Annotated in this window: 21 protein-coding genes; 7 read left to right on the top strand and 14 right to left on the bottom strand. The window is 57.5% G+C overall.

Features of this window, described 5'->3' with window-relative positions; all coding sequences use genetic code 11:
* Nucleotide 1 precedes the first annotated feature (1 nt).
* From tusC to fkpA, 4 genes are all read right to left on the bottom strand, one after another.
* A complete protein-coding gene (tusC, locus tag HFD92_RS13430) occupies nt 2–361 on the bottom strand; it encodes a sulfurtransferase complex subunit TusC (RefSeq protein WP_167429099.1) in 360 nt (119 codons plus the stop codon).
* Nucleotides 361–747 (bottom strand): sulfurtransferase complex subunit TusD, encoded by a 387-nt coding sequence (tusD, locus tag HFD92_RS13425; protein ID WP_058957833.1) that lies wholly within the window; start codon nt 745–747, stop codon nt 361–363. Before tusD ends, tusC begins: the two co-directional genes overlap by 1 nt.
* Nucleotides 747–1,469, bottom strand: a complete 723-nt coding sequence (locus HFD92_RS13420; protein ID WP_009087612.1) for a transcriptional regulator — start codon at nt 1,467–1,469, stop codon at nt 747–749. The genes tusD and HFD92_RS13420 overlap by 1 nt, the downstream gene beginning before the upstream one ends.
* Before the next feature lie 166 nt (nt 1,470–1,635).
* Nucleotides 1,636–2,481, bottom strand: a complete 846-nt coding sequence (gene fkpA, locus HFD92_RS13415) for an FKBP-type peptidyl-prolyl cis-trans isomerase (protein ID WP_111207896.1) — start codon at nt 2,479–2,481, stop codon at nt 1,636–1,638.
* Nucleotides 2,482–2,750: 269 nt separating this feature from the next.
* On the opposite strand from fkpA, the gene HFD92_RS13410 reads away from it, so the two are divergent.
* Nucleotides 2,751–2,969: a SlyX family protein gene (locus HFD92_RS13410; RefSeq protein WP_009087615.1), complete on the top strand. Its 219-nt coding sequence runs from the start codon at nt 2,751–2,753 to the stop codon at nt 2,967–2,969.
* 92 nt (nt 2,970–3,061) lie between these two features.
* Here HFD92_RS13410 and slyD read toward each other — a convergent pair whose 3' ends face one another.
* The 4 genes from slyD to kefG all read right to left on the bottom strand — a co-directional run bounded on the left by slyD (nt 3,062) and on the right by kefG (nt 6,395).
* Nucleotides 3,062–3,622 (bottom strand): peptidylprolyl isomerase, encoded by a 561-nt coding sequence (gene slyD / locus HFD92_RS13405; RefSeq protein ID WP_009087618.1) that lies wholly within the window; start codon nt 3,620–3,622, stop codon nt 3,062–3,064.
* A 197-nt stretch (nt 3,623–3,819) separates the two neighbouring features.
* Nucleotides 3,820–4,014 carry a YheV family putative zinc ribbon protein gene (locus tag HFD92_RS13400; protein WP_046100701.1) on the bottom strand — a complete coding sequence of 65 codons (195 nt, stop codon included), beginning with the start codon at nt 4,012–4,014 and terminating at the stop codon, nt 3,820–3,822.
* A 23-nt stretch (nt 4,015–4,037) separates the two neighbouring features.
* Nucleotides 4,038–5,843 (bottom strand): glutathione-regulated potassium-efflux system protein KefB, encoded by a 1,806-nt coding sequence (gene kefB, locus HFD92_RS13395; protein ID WP_009087622.1) that lies wholly within the window; start codon nt 5,841–5,843, stop codon nt 4,038–4,040.
* Nucleotides 5,844–6,395 carry a glutathione-regulated potassium-efflux system ancillary protein KefG gene (kefG, locus tag HFD92_RS13390; protein WP_009087624.1) on the bottom strand — a complete coding sequence of 184 codons (552 nt, stop codon included), beginning with the start codon at nt 6,393–6,395 and terminating at the stop codon, nt 5,844–5,846.
* Nucleotides 6,396–6,507: 112 nt separating this feature from the next.
* Between kefG and HFD92_RS13385 the strand changes: the two genes are divergently transcribed.
* Entirely contained in the window at nt 6,508–8,412 is a 1,905-nt protein-coding gene (locus HFD92_RS13385) for an ABC transporter ATP-binding protein (RefSeq protein WP_167429098.1), read from the top strand.
* Nucleotides 8,413–8,454: 42 nt separating this feature from the next.
* Here HFD92_RS13385 and tauD read toward each other — a convergent pair whose 3' ends face one another.
* The 4 genes from tauD to tauA are packed head-to-tail and all read right to left on the bottom strand — an operon-like array spanning nt 8,455 to nt 11,869.
* Nucleotides 8,455–9,294: a taurine dioxygenase gene (gene tauD, locus HFD92_RS13380; protein WP_009087629.1), complete on the bottom strand. Its 840-nt coding sequence runs from the start codon at nt 9,292–9,294 to the stop codon at nt 8,455–8,457.
* Nucleotides 9,291–10,118 (bottom strand): taurine ABC transporter permease TauC, encoded by an 828-nt coding sequence (gene tauC / locus HFD92_RS13375; RefSeq protein WP_150030070.1) that lies wholly within the window; start codon nt 10,116–10,118, stop codon nt 9,291–9,293. The genes tauD and tauC overlap by 4 nt, the downstream gene beginning before the upstream one ends.
* Nucleotides 10,115–10,882: a taurine ABC transporter ATP-binding subunit gene (tauB, locus tag HFD92_RS13370; protein ID WP_009087632.1), complete on the bottom strand. Its 768-nt coding sequence runs from the start codon at nt 10,880–10,882 to the stop codon at nt 10,115–10,117. Before tauB ends, tauC begins: the two co-directional genes overlap by 4 nt.
* A 9-nt stretch (nt 10,883–10,891) precedes the next feature.
* Nucleotides 10,892–11,869, bottom strand: a complete 978-nt coding sequence (gene tauA / locus HFD92_RS13365) for a taurine ABC transporter substrate-binding protein (RefSeq protein WP_009087634.1) — start codon at nt 11,867–11,869, stop codon at nt 10,892–10,894.
* Nucleotides 11,870–12,109: 240 nt separating this feature from the next.
* Here tauA and HFD92_RS13360 point away from each other — a divergent pair, with 240 nt between their 5' ends.
* Nucleotides 12,110–13,090: a LacI family DNA-binding transcriptional regulator gene (locus HFD92_RS13360; RefSeq protein WP_167429097.1), complete on the top strand. Its 981-nt coding sequence runs from the start codon at nt 12,110–12,112 to the stop codon at nt 13,088–13,090.
* Nucleotide 13,091: 1 nt separating this feature from the next.
* Here HFD92_RS13360 and HFD92_RS13355 read toward each other — a convergent pair whose 3' ends face one another.
* Nucleotides 13,092–13,694, bottom strand: coding sequence for a LysE family translocator (locus HFD92_RS13355; protein WP_167429096.1), 603 nt, complete (start codon nt 13,692–13,694; stop codon nt 13,092–13,094).
* Nucleotides 13,695–13,752: 58 nt separating this feature from the next.
* Here HFD92_RS13355 and HFD92_RS13350 point away from each other — a divergent pair, with 58 nt between their 5' ends.
* The 3 genes from HFD92_RS13350 (at nt 13,753) to HFD92_RS13340 (ending at nt 15,923) form a co-directional block, all read left to right on the top strand.
* Nucleotides 13,753–14,769, top strand: coding sequence for a hydrolase (locus tag HFD92_RS13350; protein ID WP_167429095.1), 1,017 nt, complete (start codon nt 13,753–13,755; stop codon nt 14,767–14,769).
* A gap of 4 nt (nt 14,770–14,773) precedes the next feature.
* Nucleotides 14,774–14,992, top strand: coding sequence for a YheU family protein (locus HFD92_RS13345; protein ID WP_009087640.1), 219 nt, complete (start codon nt 14,774–14,776; stop codon nt 14,990–14,992).
* Nucleotides 14,993–15,053: 61 nt separating this feature from the next.
* The gene (locus HFD92_RS13340; RefSeq protein ID WP_009087643.1) at nt 15,054–15,923 is read left to right on the top strand and encodes a phosphoribulokinase; all 870 of its coding nucleotides are present in this window, start codon (nt 15,054–15,056) and stop codon (nt 15,921–15,923) included.
* Nucleotides 15,924–16,512: 589 nt separating this feature from the next.
* On the opposite strand, the gene HFD92_RS13335 is transcribed toward HFD92_RS13340, so the two are convergent.
* Nucleotides 16,513–16,917: an OsmC family protein gene (locus HFD92_RS13335; protein ID WP_009087644.1), complete on the bottom strand. Its 405-nt coding sequence runs from the start codon at nt 16,915–16,917 to the stop codon at nt 16,513–16,515.
* A 303-nt stretch (nt 16,918–17,220) separates the two neighbouring features.
* Here HFD92_RS13335 and crp point away from each other — a divergent pair, with 303 nt between their 5' ends.
* A complete protein-coding gene (gene crp / locus HFD92_RS13330) occupies nt 17,221–17,853 on the top strand; it encodes a cAMP-activated global transcriptional regulator CRP (protein ID WP_003852956.1) in 633 nt (210 codons plus the stop codon).
* Nucleotides 17,854–17,882: the final 29 nt, after the last annotated feature.

Genomic DNA, 17,882 nt, shown 5'->3' with positions numbered 1-17,882 from the left:
CTTAAAAAGTCAGAATGCGATCGAAGCTGGCCAGCTGCTGGCGCAGTTCCGGCGCGTCCAGTAGCGTCACGTCCAGCAGCCGCCCGGCGTCAGCGTCCAGTCCGCGCGCAATCAGTGATGTCCGGCAGAGATAGCACTGCTCAATGTCATAGAGTGCCAGCACGCCAAACGTCGCGGCATAGTGACGGCTTTTTATGCGTTCAGGTTGCTGCTGCAGATTAAGCTGCAGCACTCCATCGCCGATAAAGAACAGGCCGATATCGTCGCTGAGTGCGCCCGTTGCCAGTGCGGCATCCAGCCCCTCACGCCCTGCGCTGCTGCCATGGGGCGCACGGGTAAAGACAAAGGCAACCCGATTCATCAGAACTGCACCATGCGTTCACAGCTCAGCGCCGCTTCGGCCAGCGCACCCAGCCCGCTCAGGGTAAATCCCGGCTGCAGGTTACTGGCCGCCAGGTGCAGACGAGCTGCCTCCTGCGGGTCGCTGATTCCACGCCGCAGTGCGGCCGCCACACAAATATTCAATACGACCCCCTGCTCCTGATGCAATGCCTGCCATGCCCGCACCAGATCAAACTCGTCGCTGGCTGGTGCCGTCAGCTGGTTAGCGTTGAGCACCCCTTCACGATAGAAGAAAACGCTTTCAAGCTGATGACCCGCCGCCAGCAGTGCCCGGGCAAACAGCCAGGCACTGGTTGCCTGTTGCGTGCCGTAGGCCGGGCCGGTCACCAGCAGGGTGTAACGCATCAGCGATCCTGTCCCTGAAAATCGCCATTTTTAAACTGGCGGATGTAGAGATAGACGGTGTGCTTCGAGATGTTCAGCCGGTCAGCGACCTGGTTGATGGCATCCTTAATGTCGAAGATCCCCTTTTCATACAGGTTGAGCACAATCTGACGGTTCTTGGCGTTATTGGAGACATTGCGGTCAGCGCTGACCTCTTCAATCGTAAACTCCAGGGTCTGCATAACCAGGTCATCGACCGAACTGGCGAAGTTAACGCTGGAGTCAACCTGCTGCATCTCGGGCGGCATAAAGGTCGACATAATCTGCGAGAACGGCACATCAAGATTCATGTTGATACAGAGCAGGCCGATAACCCGCTGCTGACGGTTACGAATCGCGATGGTCACGGACTTCATCAGCACGCCGCTTTTGGCGCGCGTGAAGTAGGCACGGGAAACATTACTGTCCGCGCCATGCATATCATGCAGCATCCGCAGCGCCAGATCGGTGATAGGCGAACCGACCTTACGGCCCGTGTGCTCTCCATTGGCGATGCGAACGGCTGAACACTTAAGATCTTCCAGCGAATGCAGGACGATTTCACAATGCGAACCGATCAACATCGCCAGGCCATCCACGACAGCCTCGTACGATTTCAGAATATCGTAATCAGTTTGTTCGAACGGGCGCTGCTCCAGAAGATCGAAGTCGCTCAGTTCACCCGGATTGAATGGATTAGACATTGAAGAGTATCACCCTGAATGGCTGGAGCCTGTCACAGCGGCTTATGGGCAGACTCAATGTTGGGATAGTTAGGCAGGCATTAGTCTGGCAAATGTCGTCGGCTTATGCCAGAGGTTTGTCGTGAAGGCGAAATGAAACCGCCGCCCGAAGGCGGCGGTCAGCAGATTACTGCGCTTTTTCTGCGGCAGCAGGCGCAGGCGCCTGTGCTTTTTCATCGGCTTTTGGGGCCGGTTTGATGTCAAGCAGCTCAACATCAAACACCAGCGTGGAGTTAGCCGGAATACCCGGAACGCCATTTTTGCCGTAAGCCAGCTGTGGTGGGATGACCAGCTTGATCTTGCCCCCTTTCTTCACGTGCTTCAGGCCTTCGGTCCAGCCCGGAATGACGCCATCCAGACGGAAAGAGAGAGGCTCGCCACGGGTGTAAGAGTTGTCAAACTCAGTACCATCAATCAGGGTACCTTTGTAGTTAACCACCACAGTGTCGCTATCTTTTGGTGCGTCGCCGCTGCCCTCTTTCTCAACTTTATAGAGCAGGCCGGTTTCCGTTTTCTTTACGCCGCTCTCTTTGGCGAATTTGGTCGCGTAAGCCGTGCCCTTTTCAGCATTCTCTTTCGCATCTTTTTCCATTTTCGCAGAGGCTGCGCCTTTCACGCGGCCTTCGAACGCCTGCAGTGTCTGCTCAATCTCTTCATCAGAGAGTTTGCTCTTGCCACCGAATGCATCCTGGACGCCCGCGATCAGCTGCTGCTTATCCAGTTTGATGCCCAGTTTTTCCTGCTCCTTCAGGGAGTTGTCCATGTAGCGACCCAGTGAAGCACCCAGTGCATAGGCTGACTGCTGGTCTTCATCTTTGAAAGCCGCATTTTTCGGTGCCTGAGGCGCAGACTGTGGCGCAGCAGCCGGGGCAGCCTGAGGAGCCGCAGCGGTTTCAGCCGCCATAGCCAGCGGAGCATTCAGCGCAACAGCCATGGTGGTAGCTAACAATGTGACTTTAAACAGTGATTTCATCCATTCTCCAAAACCGAAGCGTCTAACCTCGGGAAACATTGCGGACTTCAGGGTCCACACTATAACTTTACGTGGCAGTGTCGAACACTCCCACAATGTAATTACCCGGTTAACCTCCGACCTTTATAACAGCGGGAAGTTTCATCAGAGATGATGCCGCGCCACCTTTTTTCAAGCGCAACGCCTTCGGGCATGAAAAAAACAGGTGATTCCTGGCGTTCAGGTCGTAGAATCACGCCCTGAGTCGCACCTTAACAGAGGAACAGGTCATGCAACAGTCTGAGTGGGAACAGCGTCTGGAGACGTTAGAGAGCAAACTGGCCTTTCAGGAGATGACCATTGAGCAGCTGAACAGCGCCGTTGTTCAGCACGAGCTGGAGATGAGTAAAATGCGTGAGCAGATACGCCTCTTAACCGACAAGCTCAAAGCGAACGCAACCTCACTGGTGGCCTCACAGTCTGAAGAGACGCCGCCGCCACACTACTGATCGCGCGCTGTCGGCCCCTGTCCGTCCGGGCCAGCGCCGGATAGCCGCCAAAAGAAAGGCCACCCGAAGGTGGCCTTAACCGATTGTCAGACTTAGTGGCTGCAGCCGCAACCGCCAGTGCCACAACCGCCTTTACCGTGATCGTGGTCGTGATCATGGCCGTGATCGTGGTCATGATGATGACCGTCTGCACCGTGAACATGGCCGTGAGCCAGTTCTTCCGGCGTCGCTTCACGAATCGCAACCACTTCAACGTTAAAGTTCAGGTTCTGACCCGCCAGCATGTGGTTACCATCAACCACGACGTGATCGTCTTCCACTTCGGTGATTTCAACCGGAACCGGACCCTGATCGGTTTCTGCCAGGAAGCGCATACCAACCTGCAGTTCGTCGACGCCCATGAAGACATCTTTAGGAACACGCTGCACCAGGTTATCGTCATACTGACCGTAAGCGTCGTTTGCCGGGATATGCACGTCAAATTTGTCGCCGGCAACGTGGTTTTCCAGCGCATTTTCCAGACCAGAAATCAGGGAACCATGACCGTGCAGATAGTCTAACGGTGCGCTCACCGGTGACTCGTCAACTAACACGCCGTCTTCTGTACGTACCTGATAGGCCAGGCTTACCACCAGGTCTTTTGCTACTTTCATGATATCTCCTAACCGTTGAGAACTAAGATCCCGTCTCATTGGTCTATTCTTGCGTGCAATAACACCAACCAGAAAGGTTCGGGGCTGAGTGCAAGAGGGGTTTCACTTTCTCTTGCGACCACAGCGTTAATGGCGTCAATTGTAACGGAATTCAATCCCGCTGTAAGTTTAAGCGTAAAAAAAGCTGCGTCACTTCGCTACTCGGGATGGAAAATCCCGATAACCTGCTCGTTAGTGCGAACCTGATCGCGCGCCTGTTTATCCGCCTCGCGCATCTGATGTCCACACTTCACGCACTCCACGACATCGACACTATTTTCACGCCACATCGCCAGCGTGTCCTTCTCCTGGCAGTGCGGGCATGTCGCACCAGCAATAAAACGTTTACGCATGAGCTTCAGCCTGTTTTAAAAGGTTATTGATCATCATCCCAGCCATCGATCTGCCGCTTTTCGCGCTGCATTTCGCGCTGGAAGATATCTTCCAGTTCCCGCCGCGCTTCACGCACGCGCGACGCCTGCGCACTTTCAGAGAGGCTGGGCATCAGTTCACGCAGCATCCGCATATCGAGCCGGCGGAAATGCTGCTGGGCGCGATGCGCCTGATGCGGATGCATCCCCAGTGACATCAGCGTTTTGCGTCCCAGCTCCAGCGCACTGGAGAAGGTTTCACGTGAGAACTGCGTCACGCCGGCCTGCAGCAGTTCGTGTGCCTCGACACGGCCCCGGGCGCGCGCCTGAATCTGCAGCTGCGGGAAGTGCTGCTGACATAAGTGCACGATGGTCATCACATCTTCCGGTTCATTACAGGTGATCACAATCGCCTGCGCGCTGGCAGCGCCCGCCGCGCGCAATAACTCCAGCTCGGTGGCGTCGCCGTAATAGACCTTGTAGCCATATTTGCGCATCAGGCTTACCGCACTGATGTCGCGCTCCAGCACGGTGATGCGTTTGTTGTTCGCCATCAGCAAGCGGCCAACCACCTGGCCGAAGCGACCAAAGCCCACCACAATCACCTGCGGCTGATCGTCTTCAACAAAGTGCTTCTCTGCTTCTTCATCGGGCTCATTGAAGCGATGCGCCAGCAGACGATCAATACCCTGCATCAGCAGAGGCGTGGTCATCATCGACAGGGTGACAGTCACCAGCAGCATCGGCAGCTGATCGCCGGAGAAGAGCTTCGCCGAAGAGGCTGCGGAGAAGAGCACAAAGGCGAACTCGCCCCCCTGACTCAGCACGCCGGCAAACTGCTGCCGCTCGGAACTGCGTAAGCCATAAATACGCGCCAGCAGATAGAGCACCAGCGTTTTCACCGCCACCAGCGTCACCACGCCGAGCAGGATGGTCACAATATGGGTATAGAGCACACCGAGGTTGAGCGCCATGCCAACGGAAATAAAGAACAGGCCCAGCAGCAACCCTTTGAAAGGGTCAATCGCCACCTCCAGCTCATGCTGGTATTCACTCTCTGCCAGCAGGATCCCCGCGATAAAGGTGCCCAGCGCCATCGACAGACCCAGCGCATCCATAAACAGCGCGGAGCCCAGCACCAGCAGCAGCGAGGCGGCGGTAAAGACCTCACGAACACCTGATGCGGCGATATAGCGGAAGATAGGCCGCAGCAGATAGCGCCCCCCCACCAGCATACCTGCGAAAGCCAGCACCTTCATGCCGACTTTCATCCAGTCAATATGGCCGCTGTCGGTGCCCGCCAGCAGCGGAATCAGCGCCAGGGCCGGGATCACTGCGATATCCTGAAACAGCAGCACCGAAAAGCCCAGCTGCCCCGCTTCGCTGCGGTTCATGCCTTTATCCATCATCAGCTGCAGCGCCATCGCGGTTGAGGACATCGCCAGGCCGATGCCGCCGATGACCGCCGCCTGCCAGCTAAAGTCGGTCAGCCACAGCAGGCCGCCCAGAATCGCCGCAGAGAAGATGACCTGCGCCGCGCCGACACCAAAAATGGAGCGGCGCAGCGCCCACAGCTTTGCCGGGTTCAGCTCCAGGCCAATAATAAACATCAGGAAAACCACGCCCAGTTCCGAGAAATGGAGAATCTCATCGACGTCGCTGATAAAACCTAATCCCCACGGGCCGATAGCGATCCCCGCCACCAGATAGCCCAGTACAGCACCAATCCCGAGGCGAGCCGCCACCGGTACAATTAATACCGCCGCGACCAGATAAATCACCCCGGCGGTCAGCAGCGTTTGCCCTTCCATCTATATCCCTCCATTCGGCAGCGGAGCTGCCAGCCACTCGCCATAGGCGCGGGCATAATTTTTCATCAGTTCAGGACTCTGCCGACGCGCCCAGTAGACGATCATCGGCGGCATCCAGTGCATGCGGCACATCTGTGCGGTCAGCTCAAAGGGCCGCATGATGTCATTGAGTGAATAGCGGTTCAGCCCCTGCTGTTTAAAGGCGCTCTCCGGCTCCCCGGTCGTCACAACGCTGCGCCAGTATTTTCCTTCCAGCGCATTGCCATCCACGCCACTGGCAAAACCGCGCGACAGCACCCGGTCCAGCCACTCTTTCAGCAGGGCCGGACAGCTATAGGTATAGAGCGGATGCTGAAAAATGATGACATCATGTTCGCGCAGCAGCTGCTGTTCATGATGAATATCGATAAAAAAATCCGGATAGGTGGCGTACAGATCGTGTACGGTGACGTGTTCCAGCGCCTGCGCCGACTGCAACAAAATCCGGTTAGCGACGGAATCCTGTAATTCCGGATGAGCAAAAAGCAGTAACACGCGGGGTGGCTGCGACATCCTTTCCCTCCAAAGCGTCGTCATTGGTGCGGTTTTCGGCTACCATGCACGACGCAGCAAAATCTCATTATGTTGCCAGTAAATTAACATATTCTGACGATACGGCGCTTACATGATTGTCTTCTCTGCCTTACAAATTCGCCGCGGCATCCGCGTCCTGCTCGACAATGCCACCGCCACCATTAATCCCGGTCAGAAGGTCGGGCTGGTGGGTAAAAACGGCTGTGGAAAATCCACGCTGCTGTCGCTGTTAAAAGGTGAGATCACCAGCGATGCCGGCACCGTCACCTTTCCTGCTCACTGGGCGCTGGCCTGGGTTAACCAGGAAACCCCCGCGCTGGACAAAGCCGCACTGGAGTATGTGATTGATGGCGACCGCGACTATCGCCAGCTTGAGGCTGAACTGGCGGAGGCCAACCGGCGGGACGACGGCAATGCGATCGCCCTGCTGCACGGCAAGCTTGATGCGGTGCAGGCGTGGAGTATCCATGCGCGCGCCGCCAGCCTGCTGCATGGTCTGGGCTTCAGTCAGGAGCAGCTGCAGCGCCCGGTCAGCGACTTCTCCGGTGGCTGGCGGATGCGCCTCAATCTGGCACAGGCGCTGATCTGCCGCTCCGATCTGCTGTTGCTGGATGAACCGACCAACCACCTCGATCTTGATGCGGTGATCTGGCTGGAGCGCTGGCTGAAGAGTTACGAAGGTACCCTGATCCTGATCTCGCATGACCGTGACTTTCTCGATCCGGTGGTCGACAAAATCATTCATATCGAACAGGAGTCGATGTTCGAATATACCGGCAACTACACCTCCTTTGAGCGGCAGCGCGTCGCCAAACTGGCTCAGCAGCAGTCGCTGTATGAGAGTCAGCAGGAGAAGGTGGCGCATCTGCACAGCTACATTGACCGCTTCCGTGCCAAAGCCTCCAAGGCGAAACAGGCGCAGAGCCGCATCAAAATGCTGGAGCGCATGGAGATGATCGCGCCTGCCCATGTCGATAACCCGTTCAGCTTCACCTTCCGCAAGCCGGAAAACCTGCCCAACCCGATTCTGAAGATGGAGAAGGTCACGGCGGGGTATGGCGATCGCATCATTCTCGACGCCATCAAGCTCAACCTGGTGCCGGGTTCGCGCATTGGTCTGCTGGGCCGCAACGGGGCGGGTAAATCGACCCTGATTAAGCTGCTGGCGGGCGAGCTGGAGGCGATGGAGGGCAGGATTGGCCTGGCGAAAGGGATCAAGCTCGGTTACTTCGCCCAGCATCAGCTGGAGTACCTGCGGGCCGACGAGTCCCCGCTGCAGCATCTGGCGCGCATTGCGCCGAACGTGCTGGAGCAGCAGCTGCGCGACTATCTGGGCGGCTTTGACTTCCGCGGCGATAAAGTCACGGAAATGACCGAACGCTTCTCCGGCGGTGAGAAAGCGCGCCTGGTGCTGGCACTGATTGTCTGGCAGCGCCCTAACCTGCTGCTGCTGGATGAACCGACTAACCACCTTGATCTGGATATGCGCCAGGCGCTGACGGAAGCGCTGATCGACTTCGAAGGCGCGCTGGTGGTGGTGTCGCACGATCGCCATCTGCTGCGCGCCACCACGGACGATCTCTATCTGGTGCACGACGGCAAAGTGGATGTCTTTGCCGGCGACCTCGAAGATTATCAGCAGTGGCTGAGCGATCTGCAGAAGCAGCAGGCGCAACAGGAGGCCGCGCCAAAGCAGGACAACGGCAACAGCGCCCAGGCGCGAAAAGATCAGAAGCGCCGCGATGCCGAACTGCGTGCGCAGACTCAGCCGCTGCGTAAAGAGATCGAAAAGCTGGAAAAGCAGATGAGCAAATGGCAGAGCCAGCTGGCCGATGCCGAAGCTCAGCTTTCGGACAGTGCCATTTATGATCCTGGCCGCAAAGCGGATCTGACCACCGCGCTGCAGCGTCAGGCAGAGAGTAAATCGGCGCTGGAAGAGGTGGAGATGGCGTGGCTGGAGGCGCAGGAGCAGCTCGAACAGATGATGGCGTCCTGACGGGCTGGCCTTCTCCCTGCCCGCAGGGAGAAGGCTGTGCGCTTAACGGGGTCTGTCGCCCAGGACGGTGGCCCGCTGCATAATCCGGCGCGCCGGATAGTAGTCGGCATTAGCGTAGTGTTGTGTAACCCGATTATCCCAGATAGCCAGATCGTTGGGCTGCCAGCGCCAGCGCACCTGAAACTCCGGTTTGGTGGCGTGAGCGAACAGAAAGCGCAATACCGCCTCACTCTCCTTCTCACTTAACTCCACGATCCGCGTCGTGAACCCCTCATTCACAAACAGGGCTTTTTTGCCGCTGACCGGATGGGTGCGGATCACCGGATGCTGCACCGGCGGATGTTTATCGACCGCCTGCTGCCAGCGCTGATGCTCCTCCGGGGTTTTGCGGTACTTATACTCCTGGAAGGACTTTTTAAAATCGTGTTCCGCACTCAGGCCCGTCAGCAGTTGCTTAAAGGGTTCAGAGAGCGCCTCGTAAGCCGCTATTCCGCTGGTCCAGAGCGTATCGCCGCCCGCCGCCGGTAGCACCTTGGAAGCCAGCAGCGCAATCGCAGGCGGCGTGTCGATAAAGGTGACGTCGGTGTGCCAGTTATCATTATCCGGCGGGTTATCCTGGTGGGTATCCAGCACGATAATCTCCTCCACGCCTTCCGCATGCGGATAGACCGGATGGATATGCAGGTCACCGAAGCGCACTGCCAGCGCACGATGCTGCTCCGGCGTAATCTGCTGATCGCGCAGAAACAGCACCTGATGCCGCAGCAGGCCGTGATAGAGCTGCTCAAACTGCGCATCGCTCAGGGGGCGTGAGACATCCAGGTCAGAAACCTGTGCGCCAATATAGGGGCCAAGCGGGGTAAAACTAAGACGTTCACTCATGATTGTTCTCCACTCCAGGGCGTCAGACGGCGCTGCAATGCGCGGAGCCCGAGTTCTAAGCTAAAAGCGATAACGGCAATCACCGCGATACCTGCCAGCACCACATCGGTGGCAAGAAACTCTCCGGCCGACTGCACCATAAACCCCAGTCCTCGCGTGGCGGCAATCAGTTCAGCCGCCACCAGCGTCGACCAGCCCACGCCCAGACCGATGCGCAGTCCGGTCAGGATCTCCGGCAGCGCACCCGGCAGAATCACCCAGCGCAGCAGCTGCCAGCGGTTAGCCCCCAGCGAGCGGGCCGCCCGCAGCCGCACCGGCTGCGTGTTTCGTACCCCGGCCAGGGTGGAGAGCGTCACCGGTGCGAAGATGGCCAGATAGATCAGCAGAATTTTTGAGGTTTCGCCGATGCCGAACCAGATCACCATCAGGGGCAGATAGGCGAGAGGCGGAATCGGGCGATAAAGCTCAATCAGCGGATCGAGCAGTCCACGCGCAACCGGGCTGAGGCCCATCAGAATGCCGGTCGGAATACCGATGGCGGCAGCAGCGGTCAGCGCAATCAGCATGCGCGTCAGGCTGGCGGCCAGATGCTGCCAGAGCGTGGCATCCATAAACCCCTGTGCGCTGGCAATCAGCAGCAGCTTGCTGAACACCTGCTGCGGCGGTGGCAGAAACAGCGGCGCGATCAGGCCCAGCGCGGTCACGCCCCACCAGAGCAGTAACAGCAGAGAGAGGCTCAGCAGGCTCAGCGTCAGGGCAGTTGAGAAAGGCCAGCGCAGCCGACGGCGCACCGGCAGAGATTTGTCGTTGATAAGCGCGCTCATGCAAATGCCTCCCGCTGATCAAACACCCGGCTTAGCACATACTCGCGCTGGGCGATAAACTGCGGATCGGATTTGATGCTGCGGCACGACTCGCCCGCGGCAAAGCGCCGGCCGAAATCGGGGCGCAGCCGCTCGACAATGCGGCCCGGTCCGGGCGAGAGCAGAATCAGTTCGCTGGCGAGGAAAATCGCCTCTTCAATGTCGTGCGTAATCAGCAGGATCTGTTTACCGCTGTCACGCCACAGCGTCAGCAGCAGGGTCTGCATCTGTTCGCGGGTAAACGCATCCAGCGCACCGAAGGGTTCATCCAGCAGCAGCAGTTGCGGATCGGTCGCCAGCGCGCGTGCGATGCCCACCCGCTGACGCTGACCGCCAGAGAGCTGCCAGATGGCGCGCTTCTCCGCCCCTTCCAGCCCCACCTGTCTGATCAGACGGCGCGCCACCGCCTCACGCGGTTGGCGGGGCATCCCGGCCAGCTGCAGGCCAAACGCGACATTATCCAGGACGTTGCGCCACGGCAGCAGCCCCTCATTCTGAAACACCACGCCGCGCTCCGCGCCAGGTCCGGTCACCGGCTGGTTATCCAGCGTAATGGAGCCCGACTCAACCGGCAGGAATCCGGCGACCAGATTCAGCAGCGTGGTTTTGCCGCAGCCGGAGGGGCCCAGTACCACCAGCAGTTCCTGGCTGTCCAGTTGCAGGTTGATATCCTGCAACACCGGCTGCCCGGCATACCGTGCATTAAGGTGAGCGATGCGCAGCATAATGCCTCCTTACTGTTTAACGAGTGGTGCGACGAAGCGGGAAGTGACGTAGCTGCTGTAGTCGTTATCGGCCTGTGGCACTCTGCCCTGCGCTTTCAGAAACTGCGCGGTATCGACAATCGCTTTATTGACCGGTTTGCCCAGCTGCTCAACCTGCTGCTGCGCCGTCAGATAGGTATTCCCCTTCACCAGGTCCGGCACCTGCGCTTCCGGCACCCCGCTCAGGCGTGACAGTTTGCTGAGGTTTTCAGGCTGCTTCAGCCAGCTGTCGGGACTCTTCAGGTAGGCCTGTTGCGCCTCGATAGCGCTGCGGGCAAAGGCAGTGACGATCTCCGGATGCTGTTCGGCAAAATCTTTGCGTACGACCCAGACATCCAGCGTCGGTGATCCCCAGCTCCCCACCTGCGAAGAGTCGGTTAACACCCTGCCCTCTTTTTCCAGCTCATTCACCGCGGGTGCCCAGACATAGGCCCCGTCAATATCGCCGCGCTGCCAGGCAGCAATAATCGCGGGCGGCTGCAGATTGACCAGCTGAACCTGCGACGGCTTAATGCCCCAGTGTTTCAGCGCAGCCAGCAGGCTGTAGTGGGTGGTGGAGATGAACGGCACCGCGATGCGCTTGCCGATAAGATCTTTCGGGGAGGTGATGCTCTTTTTCACGACCAGGGCTTCCGAATTACCCAGCTGCGACGCGAGTAAAAAGGCTTCAATCGGCAGCTTCTGCGCCGCGGCCACTGCTAACGGACTGGAACCGATATTACCAATCTGGACGTCACCGGAGGCCAGCGCACGTAATACGCCCGCGCCGCTGTCAAACTTACGCCAGTCGACGCTGGCCCCGCTATCTTTGGCAAAACTGTTGTCCGCCTGCGCCACTTTTGCCGGTTCGGCGGAAGTCTGGTAGGCCACGGTGACATTCACCGCATCAGCCCGGAAAGCCAGCAGCGCCAGCGCGGCGGCTAAAAGTGTGAAACGTGTTGTTGCCATGATCGTTTTCCCCCCTGTTTTTTTATCGTGGGGGCAGTGTCTCTGCGCACTATAGTTTCATAAAGGAATTAAAAATTATCCCTAATAGAAATAAGTTCTTAGATCACTATCTGCAAAACTAAGTCAGAAATCGCAAATGCTGAAAATAGCTAAAGTAAGCAAAAATGTCAGGCGCTCACATTGTCCCTGTGTTATTGATATGTGTTCCCATTCATTGCCTGTTAAGGTCTCTGTAACCCGATGTCGATTGAGAAAGTCGCTCAGCTGGCTGGCGTCTCCAAAGCCACGGTATCGCGGGTACTCAACGCGCATCCTGGCGTCAAGCCCGATACGCGTGAGAAAGTTCTGGCGGCGATCTCTGCCTGCGACTATCAGCCCAACTTACTGGCACGTCAGCTGCGTACGGCGCAAAGCCACATGCTGCTGGTGCTGATCTCAGATATCACCAATCCCTTCTGCTCGCGCGTGGTGCAGGGGATAGAGGCAGAAGCCGAACTGCATGGCTATCACATCCTGCTCTGCAACTCCGCTTCGCAACTGCAGCGGGAAGCCGCCTATCTGAGTTTGCTGACCGGGAAAGTGGTGGATGGCGTGATTACCATGGATGCCGCGTCGGGCTTGCAGGATTTGCAGGCGCTGATCGCCGGTGCGCCGTGGGTGCAGTGCTGCGAGTTTGATCCGACGATCCCCGCCTCCTCGGTCACCATCGATCATCTTGAAGCTGCGCGTGACACCGTCCATTACCTGGCCGGTAAAGGACGTAAACGCATCGGGCTGGTGAATGGCGATATGCGCTACCTCTATTCACATCATCGTGAAAAGGGCTACCGGCAGGCGCTGGAAGAGCTGGAGTTTCCCTGGTCTGGCGTCGCTTATACCGATGAAATTTCCCCTGAAGCGGGCAGTCAGGCCGTGAAGGAGCTGCTGGCGCTGCCGCAACCGCCGGATGCGGTGTTTGCGGTTTCCGATGTGCTGGCGGTGGGTGTGGTGCATGCGGCACTGGAGGCAGGTCTGCGCGTGCCGGAGGATCTGGCAGTGGTCGGTTTTGATGGGATTCCGTTCACCCGCAGCCTGAATCCGCCGCTGACCACCATCGAACAGCCGATGAACCAGCTGGGCGCTCGCAGCGTGCAGCTGCTGTTGCAGAAGATCCGTAATCCGAACGCGTCAGTGGTCCGCGAAGTACTGCCCTGGACGCGCGTTGAACGCGCATCCAGTTAACTCAGTGCCAGATTAACAGCACGCAGGCGGCAGTCAGCAGCCCCATGGCGAGGTTGAAGATTTTCCAGGCGCGACGGCTGCGCAGAATGCGGCCAATCATCGCGCCGAATCCCATCCAGATTGCGCCCGACAGCAGATTGACCATAAACATGCCGATGCTTATCGCGACAATCGAATGGCGATAAGCGTCCCCTGCCAGGCTGAAGCTGGCGACTGCGCCCAGCGCCATCAGCCAGGCTTTGGGGTTGATCAGCTGCAGCACGCCCCCCTGCCAGAACGGCATCGGCGCGTCCGGGCCCTGGCCAGTTTCCAGCTTTTCATAACTGGCTGTGGCAATTTTCCACGCCAGCCAGAGCAGATAGAGGCTGCCGGCGATTTTCAGAATCAGATGCAGTGACGGATAGAGCAGGATCAGGCCACCCACCCCAAAGGCCACCATCAGCAGCATCACCTGCATGCCGATCATGATGCCAATCATCAGCGGAATGGTACGCACAAAGCCAAAATTAGCGCCCGAGGCGGTGAGTAACATATTATTAGGGCCTGGCGTAATGGCAGCGACCCAGAGAAACCCTAACATCGATAAGAAAAGACTCAGTTCCATGGCAATCGGGTACTCCTTACCCCTGCAAGAAAAAACCTTTCGAAGCTAACAGTGTGATATGGAACAGACAAGCTTTTACCCCATGAAATTTACCGGACCCGGAAATGAGCGCTTTATCCCGCCGGGCTCACTGCGTAATGCGCATCTGCAGACCGTGCTGCCGCGCCTGTTGCGGCGCCATGTCACTCTCCAGCCCCACTGGCAGCGTCTCGATCTGCCGGATGGCGATTTTGTCGACCTCGCCTGGAGCGAAGATCCGCACGCAGCGCAGCATAAGCCGCGTGTGGTGCTGTTTCACGGTCTGGAGGGGAGTTTTCACAGCCCCTATATCCATGGTCTGATGGCAATCTGCCGTGCGCGCGGCTGGCTGGCGGTGGTGATGCATTTTCGCGGCTGCAGCGGCGAGCCTAACCGGCTGAACCGGATCTATCACTCCGGCGAGACGGACGATGCCCGCTTTTTCCTGCAGTGGCTGCATCGCCGCTGGGGACGCGTGCCCACCGCCGCCGTGGGTTTCTCGCTGGGCGGCAATATGCTGGGCTGCCTGCTGGGTCAGCAGGGTGCAGACGCCGGGGTTGATGCGGGCGTGATCGTCTCCGCCCCGCTGCAGCTGGAACCCTGCAGCCTGAGACTGGAGCGCGGCTTTTCCCGCGTCTATCAGTACTATCTGCTGGCGCAACTGAAGAAAAATGCCCGCCGCAAGCTACACGCCTGGCCGGATACGCTGCCGGTCAATCTGGCGCAGCTGAAAGCCCTGCGGCGACTGCGCGATTTTGATGACGCGATCACCGCCCGTGCCCACGGGTTTGCGGATGCGACCGACTACTATCAGCGCGCCAGCGCCATGCCGTGGCTGAAGCAGGTCGAAACACCGCTGCTGATCATCCATGCGAAAGACGATCCTTTTATGAGCGATGAGGTGATCCCGCACAGCAGCCAATTATCTGCCACTATTACTTATCAACTGAGCCCACACGGCGGCCACGTCGGCTTTGTCGGTGGAACGTTACGTCAGCCCGAAATGTGGCTGGAACAGCGCATCCCCCAGTGGATCGCCCCTATTCTGGATAACTGATCGCGTGATTATTCCCTGGCAACAGGTCTCCCCGGAGACCCTCGAAAACCTGATTGAAACGTTTGTGCTGCGCGAAGGCACCGACTATGGCGAACAGGAGCGCAGCCTGGTCGACAAGGTCGCGGATGTGCGTCGGCAGCTGGAGTCTGGCGAAGTGGTGCTGGTATGGTCGGAACTGCATGAGTCGGTCAATATTATGCCGCGCAAAGAATTTCGCGGCTGATGCACCGGCGGGCATTTCATGATAACAATGCTCATTGCCCGACCACACAGGGAGCTTTTCTATGTCTGCTCGTCATCCCATTATCGCGGTGACCGGTTCCAGCGGCGCAGGAACCACCACCACCAGCCTCGCGTTTCGCAAAATCTTCCAGCAACTTAATCTGCATGCGGCGGAGCTGGAAGGCGACAGCTTTCACCGCTTTACCCGCCCTGAAATGGATATGGCGATTCGTAAAGCGCGCGATTTAGGACGTCACGTCAGCTATTTCGGCCCGGAGGCCAACGACTTTGGCCTGCTGGAGCAGAGTTTCAAAGAGTATGGTCAAAGCGGACAGGGCCAGTCGCGTAAATATCTGCACACCTATGATGAGGCGGTGCCGTGGAATCAGGTGCCTGGCACCTTTACGCCGTGGCAGCCGCTGCCGCAGGACACCGATATTCTGTTCTATGAAGGCCTGCATGGCGGCGTGGTCACCGCGCAGCATAACGTCGCAGAACAGGTGGATCTGCTGGTGGGCGTGGTGCCGATTGTTAACCTTGAATGGATTCAGAAGCTGGTGCGGGACACCAGCGAGCGCGGCCACTCCCGCGAGGCAGTGATGGATTCGGTGGTGCGGTCGATGGAGGATTACATCAACTTCATTACGCCCCAGTTCTCCCGCACCCATATTAACTTTCAGCGCGTCCCGACCGTGGATACCTCGAACCCGTTTGCCGCCCGCGCTATCCCGTCACTGGATGAGAGCTTTGTGGTGATCCACTTTCAGGGACTGGAGGATATCGACTTTCCCTATCTGCTGGCGATGCTGCAGGGGTCGTTTATCTCGCACATCAATACGCTGGTGGTGCCCGGCGGTAAAATGGGGCTGGCGATGGAGCTGATCATGGGGCCGCTGGTGAAGCGGCTGATGGAAGGTAAACGGATAGAGTAAGAGGTCAGCAAAAACCCTCAGAGAGCAGATGCCTTTTGCAAAAATGTAAAACCGGTTTTTCTGCGGATTAAGGCTTACTGCTGAGCAGGCTTCAGGGAGAATACGCCTTTCGTAAAGACGCAAAACCGCCATTCCTGGCCCGCTATGCTTTGCTACAGGCGTATGCTCCCTTCGCTTCATGTCCGGTAGCCGCATCCGGTTTCAGTAAGGCCGCTACAAACAAAACCTGCATACAAAGAATCTGACAGCAACACGAAAGCTCATCATGCAGGTAACCGGGTCAGAAGAGGAAAGCGTCCCGCCGCCCGGATAAAAACGCCGGGAGCGTTTTTGAACAACGCAACGTGTTGGCCCGGCTACGGGCGCACCTCAGGGATGAGGTGCGTAATCGCGCGGGCCGAGCGGCCATGGATTGGCTCAAGCGACTTTCCGATCTGACCCGGTTTCCTGCGCAGGCACGGCCTGACAGCGAACCACCACAAATCGATCCGACCCGGTTTTCTGCGCAGGCACAGTCTCAAAGTGAATTCCCCCATCCAGGCACGGCCTCACACCGGACAGCCAGCAACTTTAAAAAAACCTGCGGCTATTACAACTCAACCACCTCATAGCTGTGCGTCATCGTCACCCCTTTCCCCAGCATGATGGCCACCGAGCAATATTTTTCAGCAGAAAGATCCACCGCGCGTGAGACCGCTTTATCCTGGAGTGCTTTACCACTCACGATAAAATGCAGGTTGATGTGCGTAAAGATTCGCGGCGCCTCTTCACGACGTTCTGAGGTCAGTTTTACTTCACAATCAGCCACATCGTTGCGGCCTTTTTGCAGAATTGATACCACATCGATCGCGCTGCATCCGCCCGCCGCCATCAGCACCATCTCCATTGGGCTGGGCGCTTTATCCCCTGAATTGCCATCCATCAGGATCTGATGGCCGGAGGATGACTCACCAAGGAATGTCATCCCTTCTACCCATTTCACTCTTGCCTGCATGATTTTTGCTCCGGAATACGCTGTTTTGTCGCCAGAGTACGCTTTCGCCTGATAAACAGCAATCCAGAGAAATCCGCCCTTAGCTGAAGCGAGACAACAGAAGACAGTCGGCAAAAGCTGTGCTACAAACAGAGCTGAAAATATTTTTCGTCACCCGATGGCGAAGCCGGGAAGAATGATGCGCACTGCGCCTGATGCGGCCCGAATAATTTCCTGAAAAGGAAACGCTTGAAGCTTTCACCGCCTGACAGGGAAAACTGCCCCCTGTATTTTGGGCACGATTACAACAGAGGATAATAGCGAATGGTTCTCGGCAAACCGCAAACAGACCCTACACTCGAATGGTTCCTGTCCCATTGCCATATTCACAAGTATCCATCCAAAAGTACGCTGATTCACCAAGGTGAAAAAGCTGAAACGCTTTACTACATCGTGAAAGGTTCCGTCGCGGTTCTGATCAAAGATGAAGAAGGCAAAGAGATGATTCTTTCCTACCTGAATCAGGGGGATTTCATCGGCGAGCTTGGCCTGTTTGAAGAAGGTCAGGAGCGCAGCGCCTGGGTTCGTGCTAAAAGCGCGTGCGAAGTGGCGGAGATCTCCTACAAGAAATTCCGCCAGCTGATTCAGGTGAACCCTGACATCCTGATGCGACTCTCGTCGCAGATGGCGCGTCGCCTGCAGGTAACGTCAGAAAAAGTGGGTAACCTCGCTTTCCTCGACGTGACCGGACGCATTGCACAGACTCTGCTTAACCTGGCGAAACAGCCAGATGCCATGACGCATCCCGACGGCATGCAAATTAAAATTACCCGTCAGGAAATTGGCCAGATTGTAGGTTGTTCACGCGAAACCGTGGGCCGTATTCTGAAGATGCTGGAAGATCAGAATCTGATCTCTGCACACGGCAAAACCATCGTCGTTTACGGCACCCGCTAATTCCTGTCATCCACGGCGTGATGTTCGCA

The sequence above is a fragment of the Pantoea sp. EKM101V genome, assembly GCF_011800325.1.
GTDB classification, from domain to species: Bacteria; Pseudomonadota; Gammaproteobacteria; order Enterobacterales; family Enterobacteriaceae; genus Pantoea; species Pantoea anthophila.
This window is presented reverse-complemented; position numbering and strand designations above follow the sequence as displayed.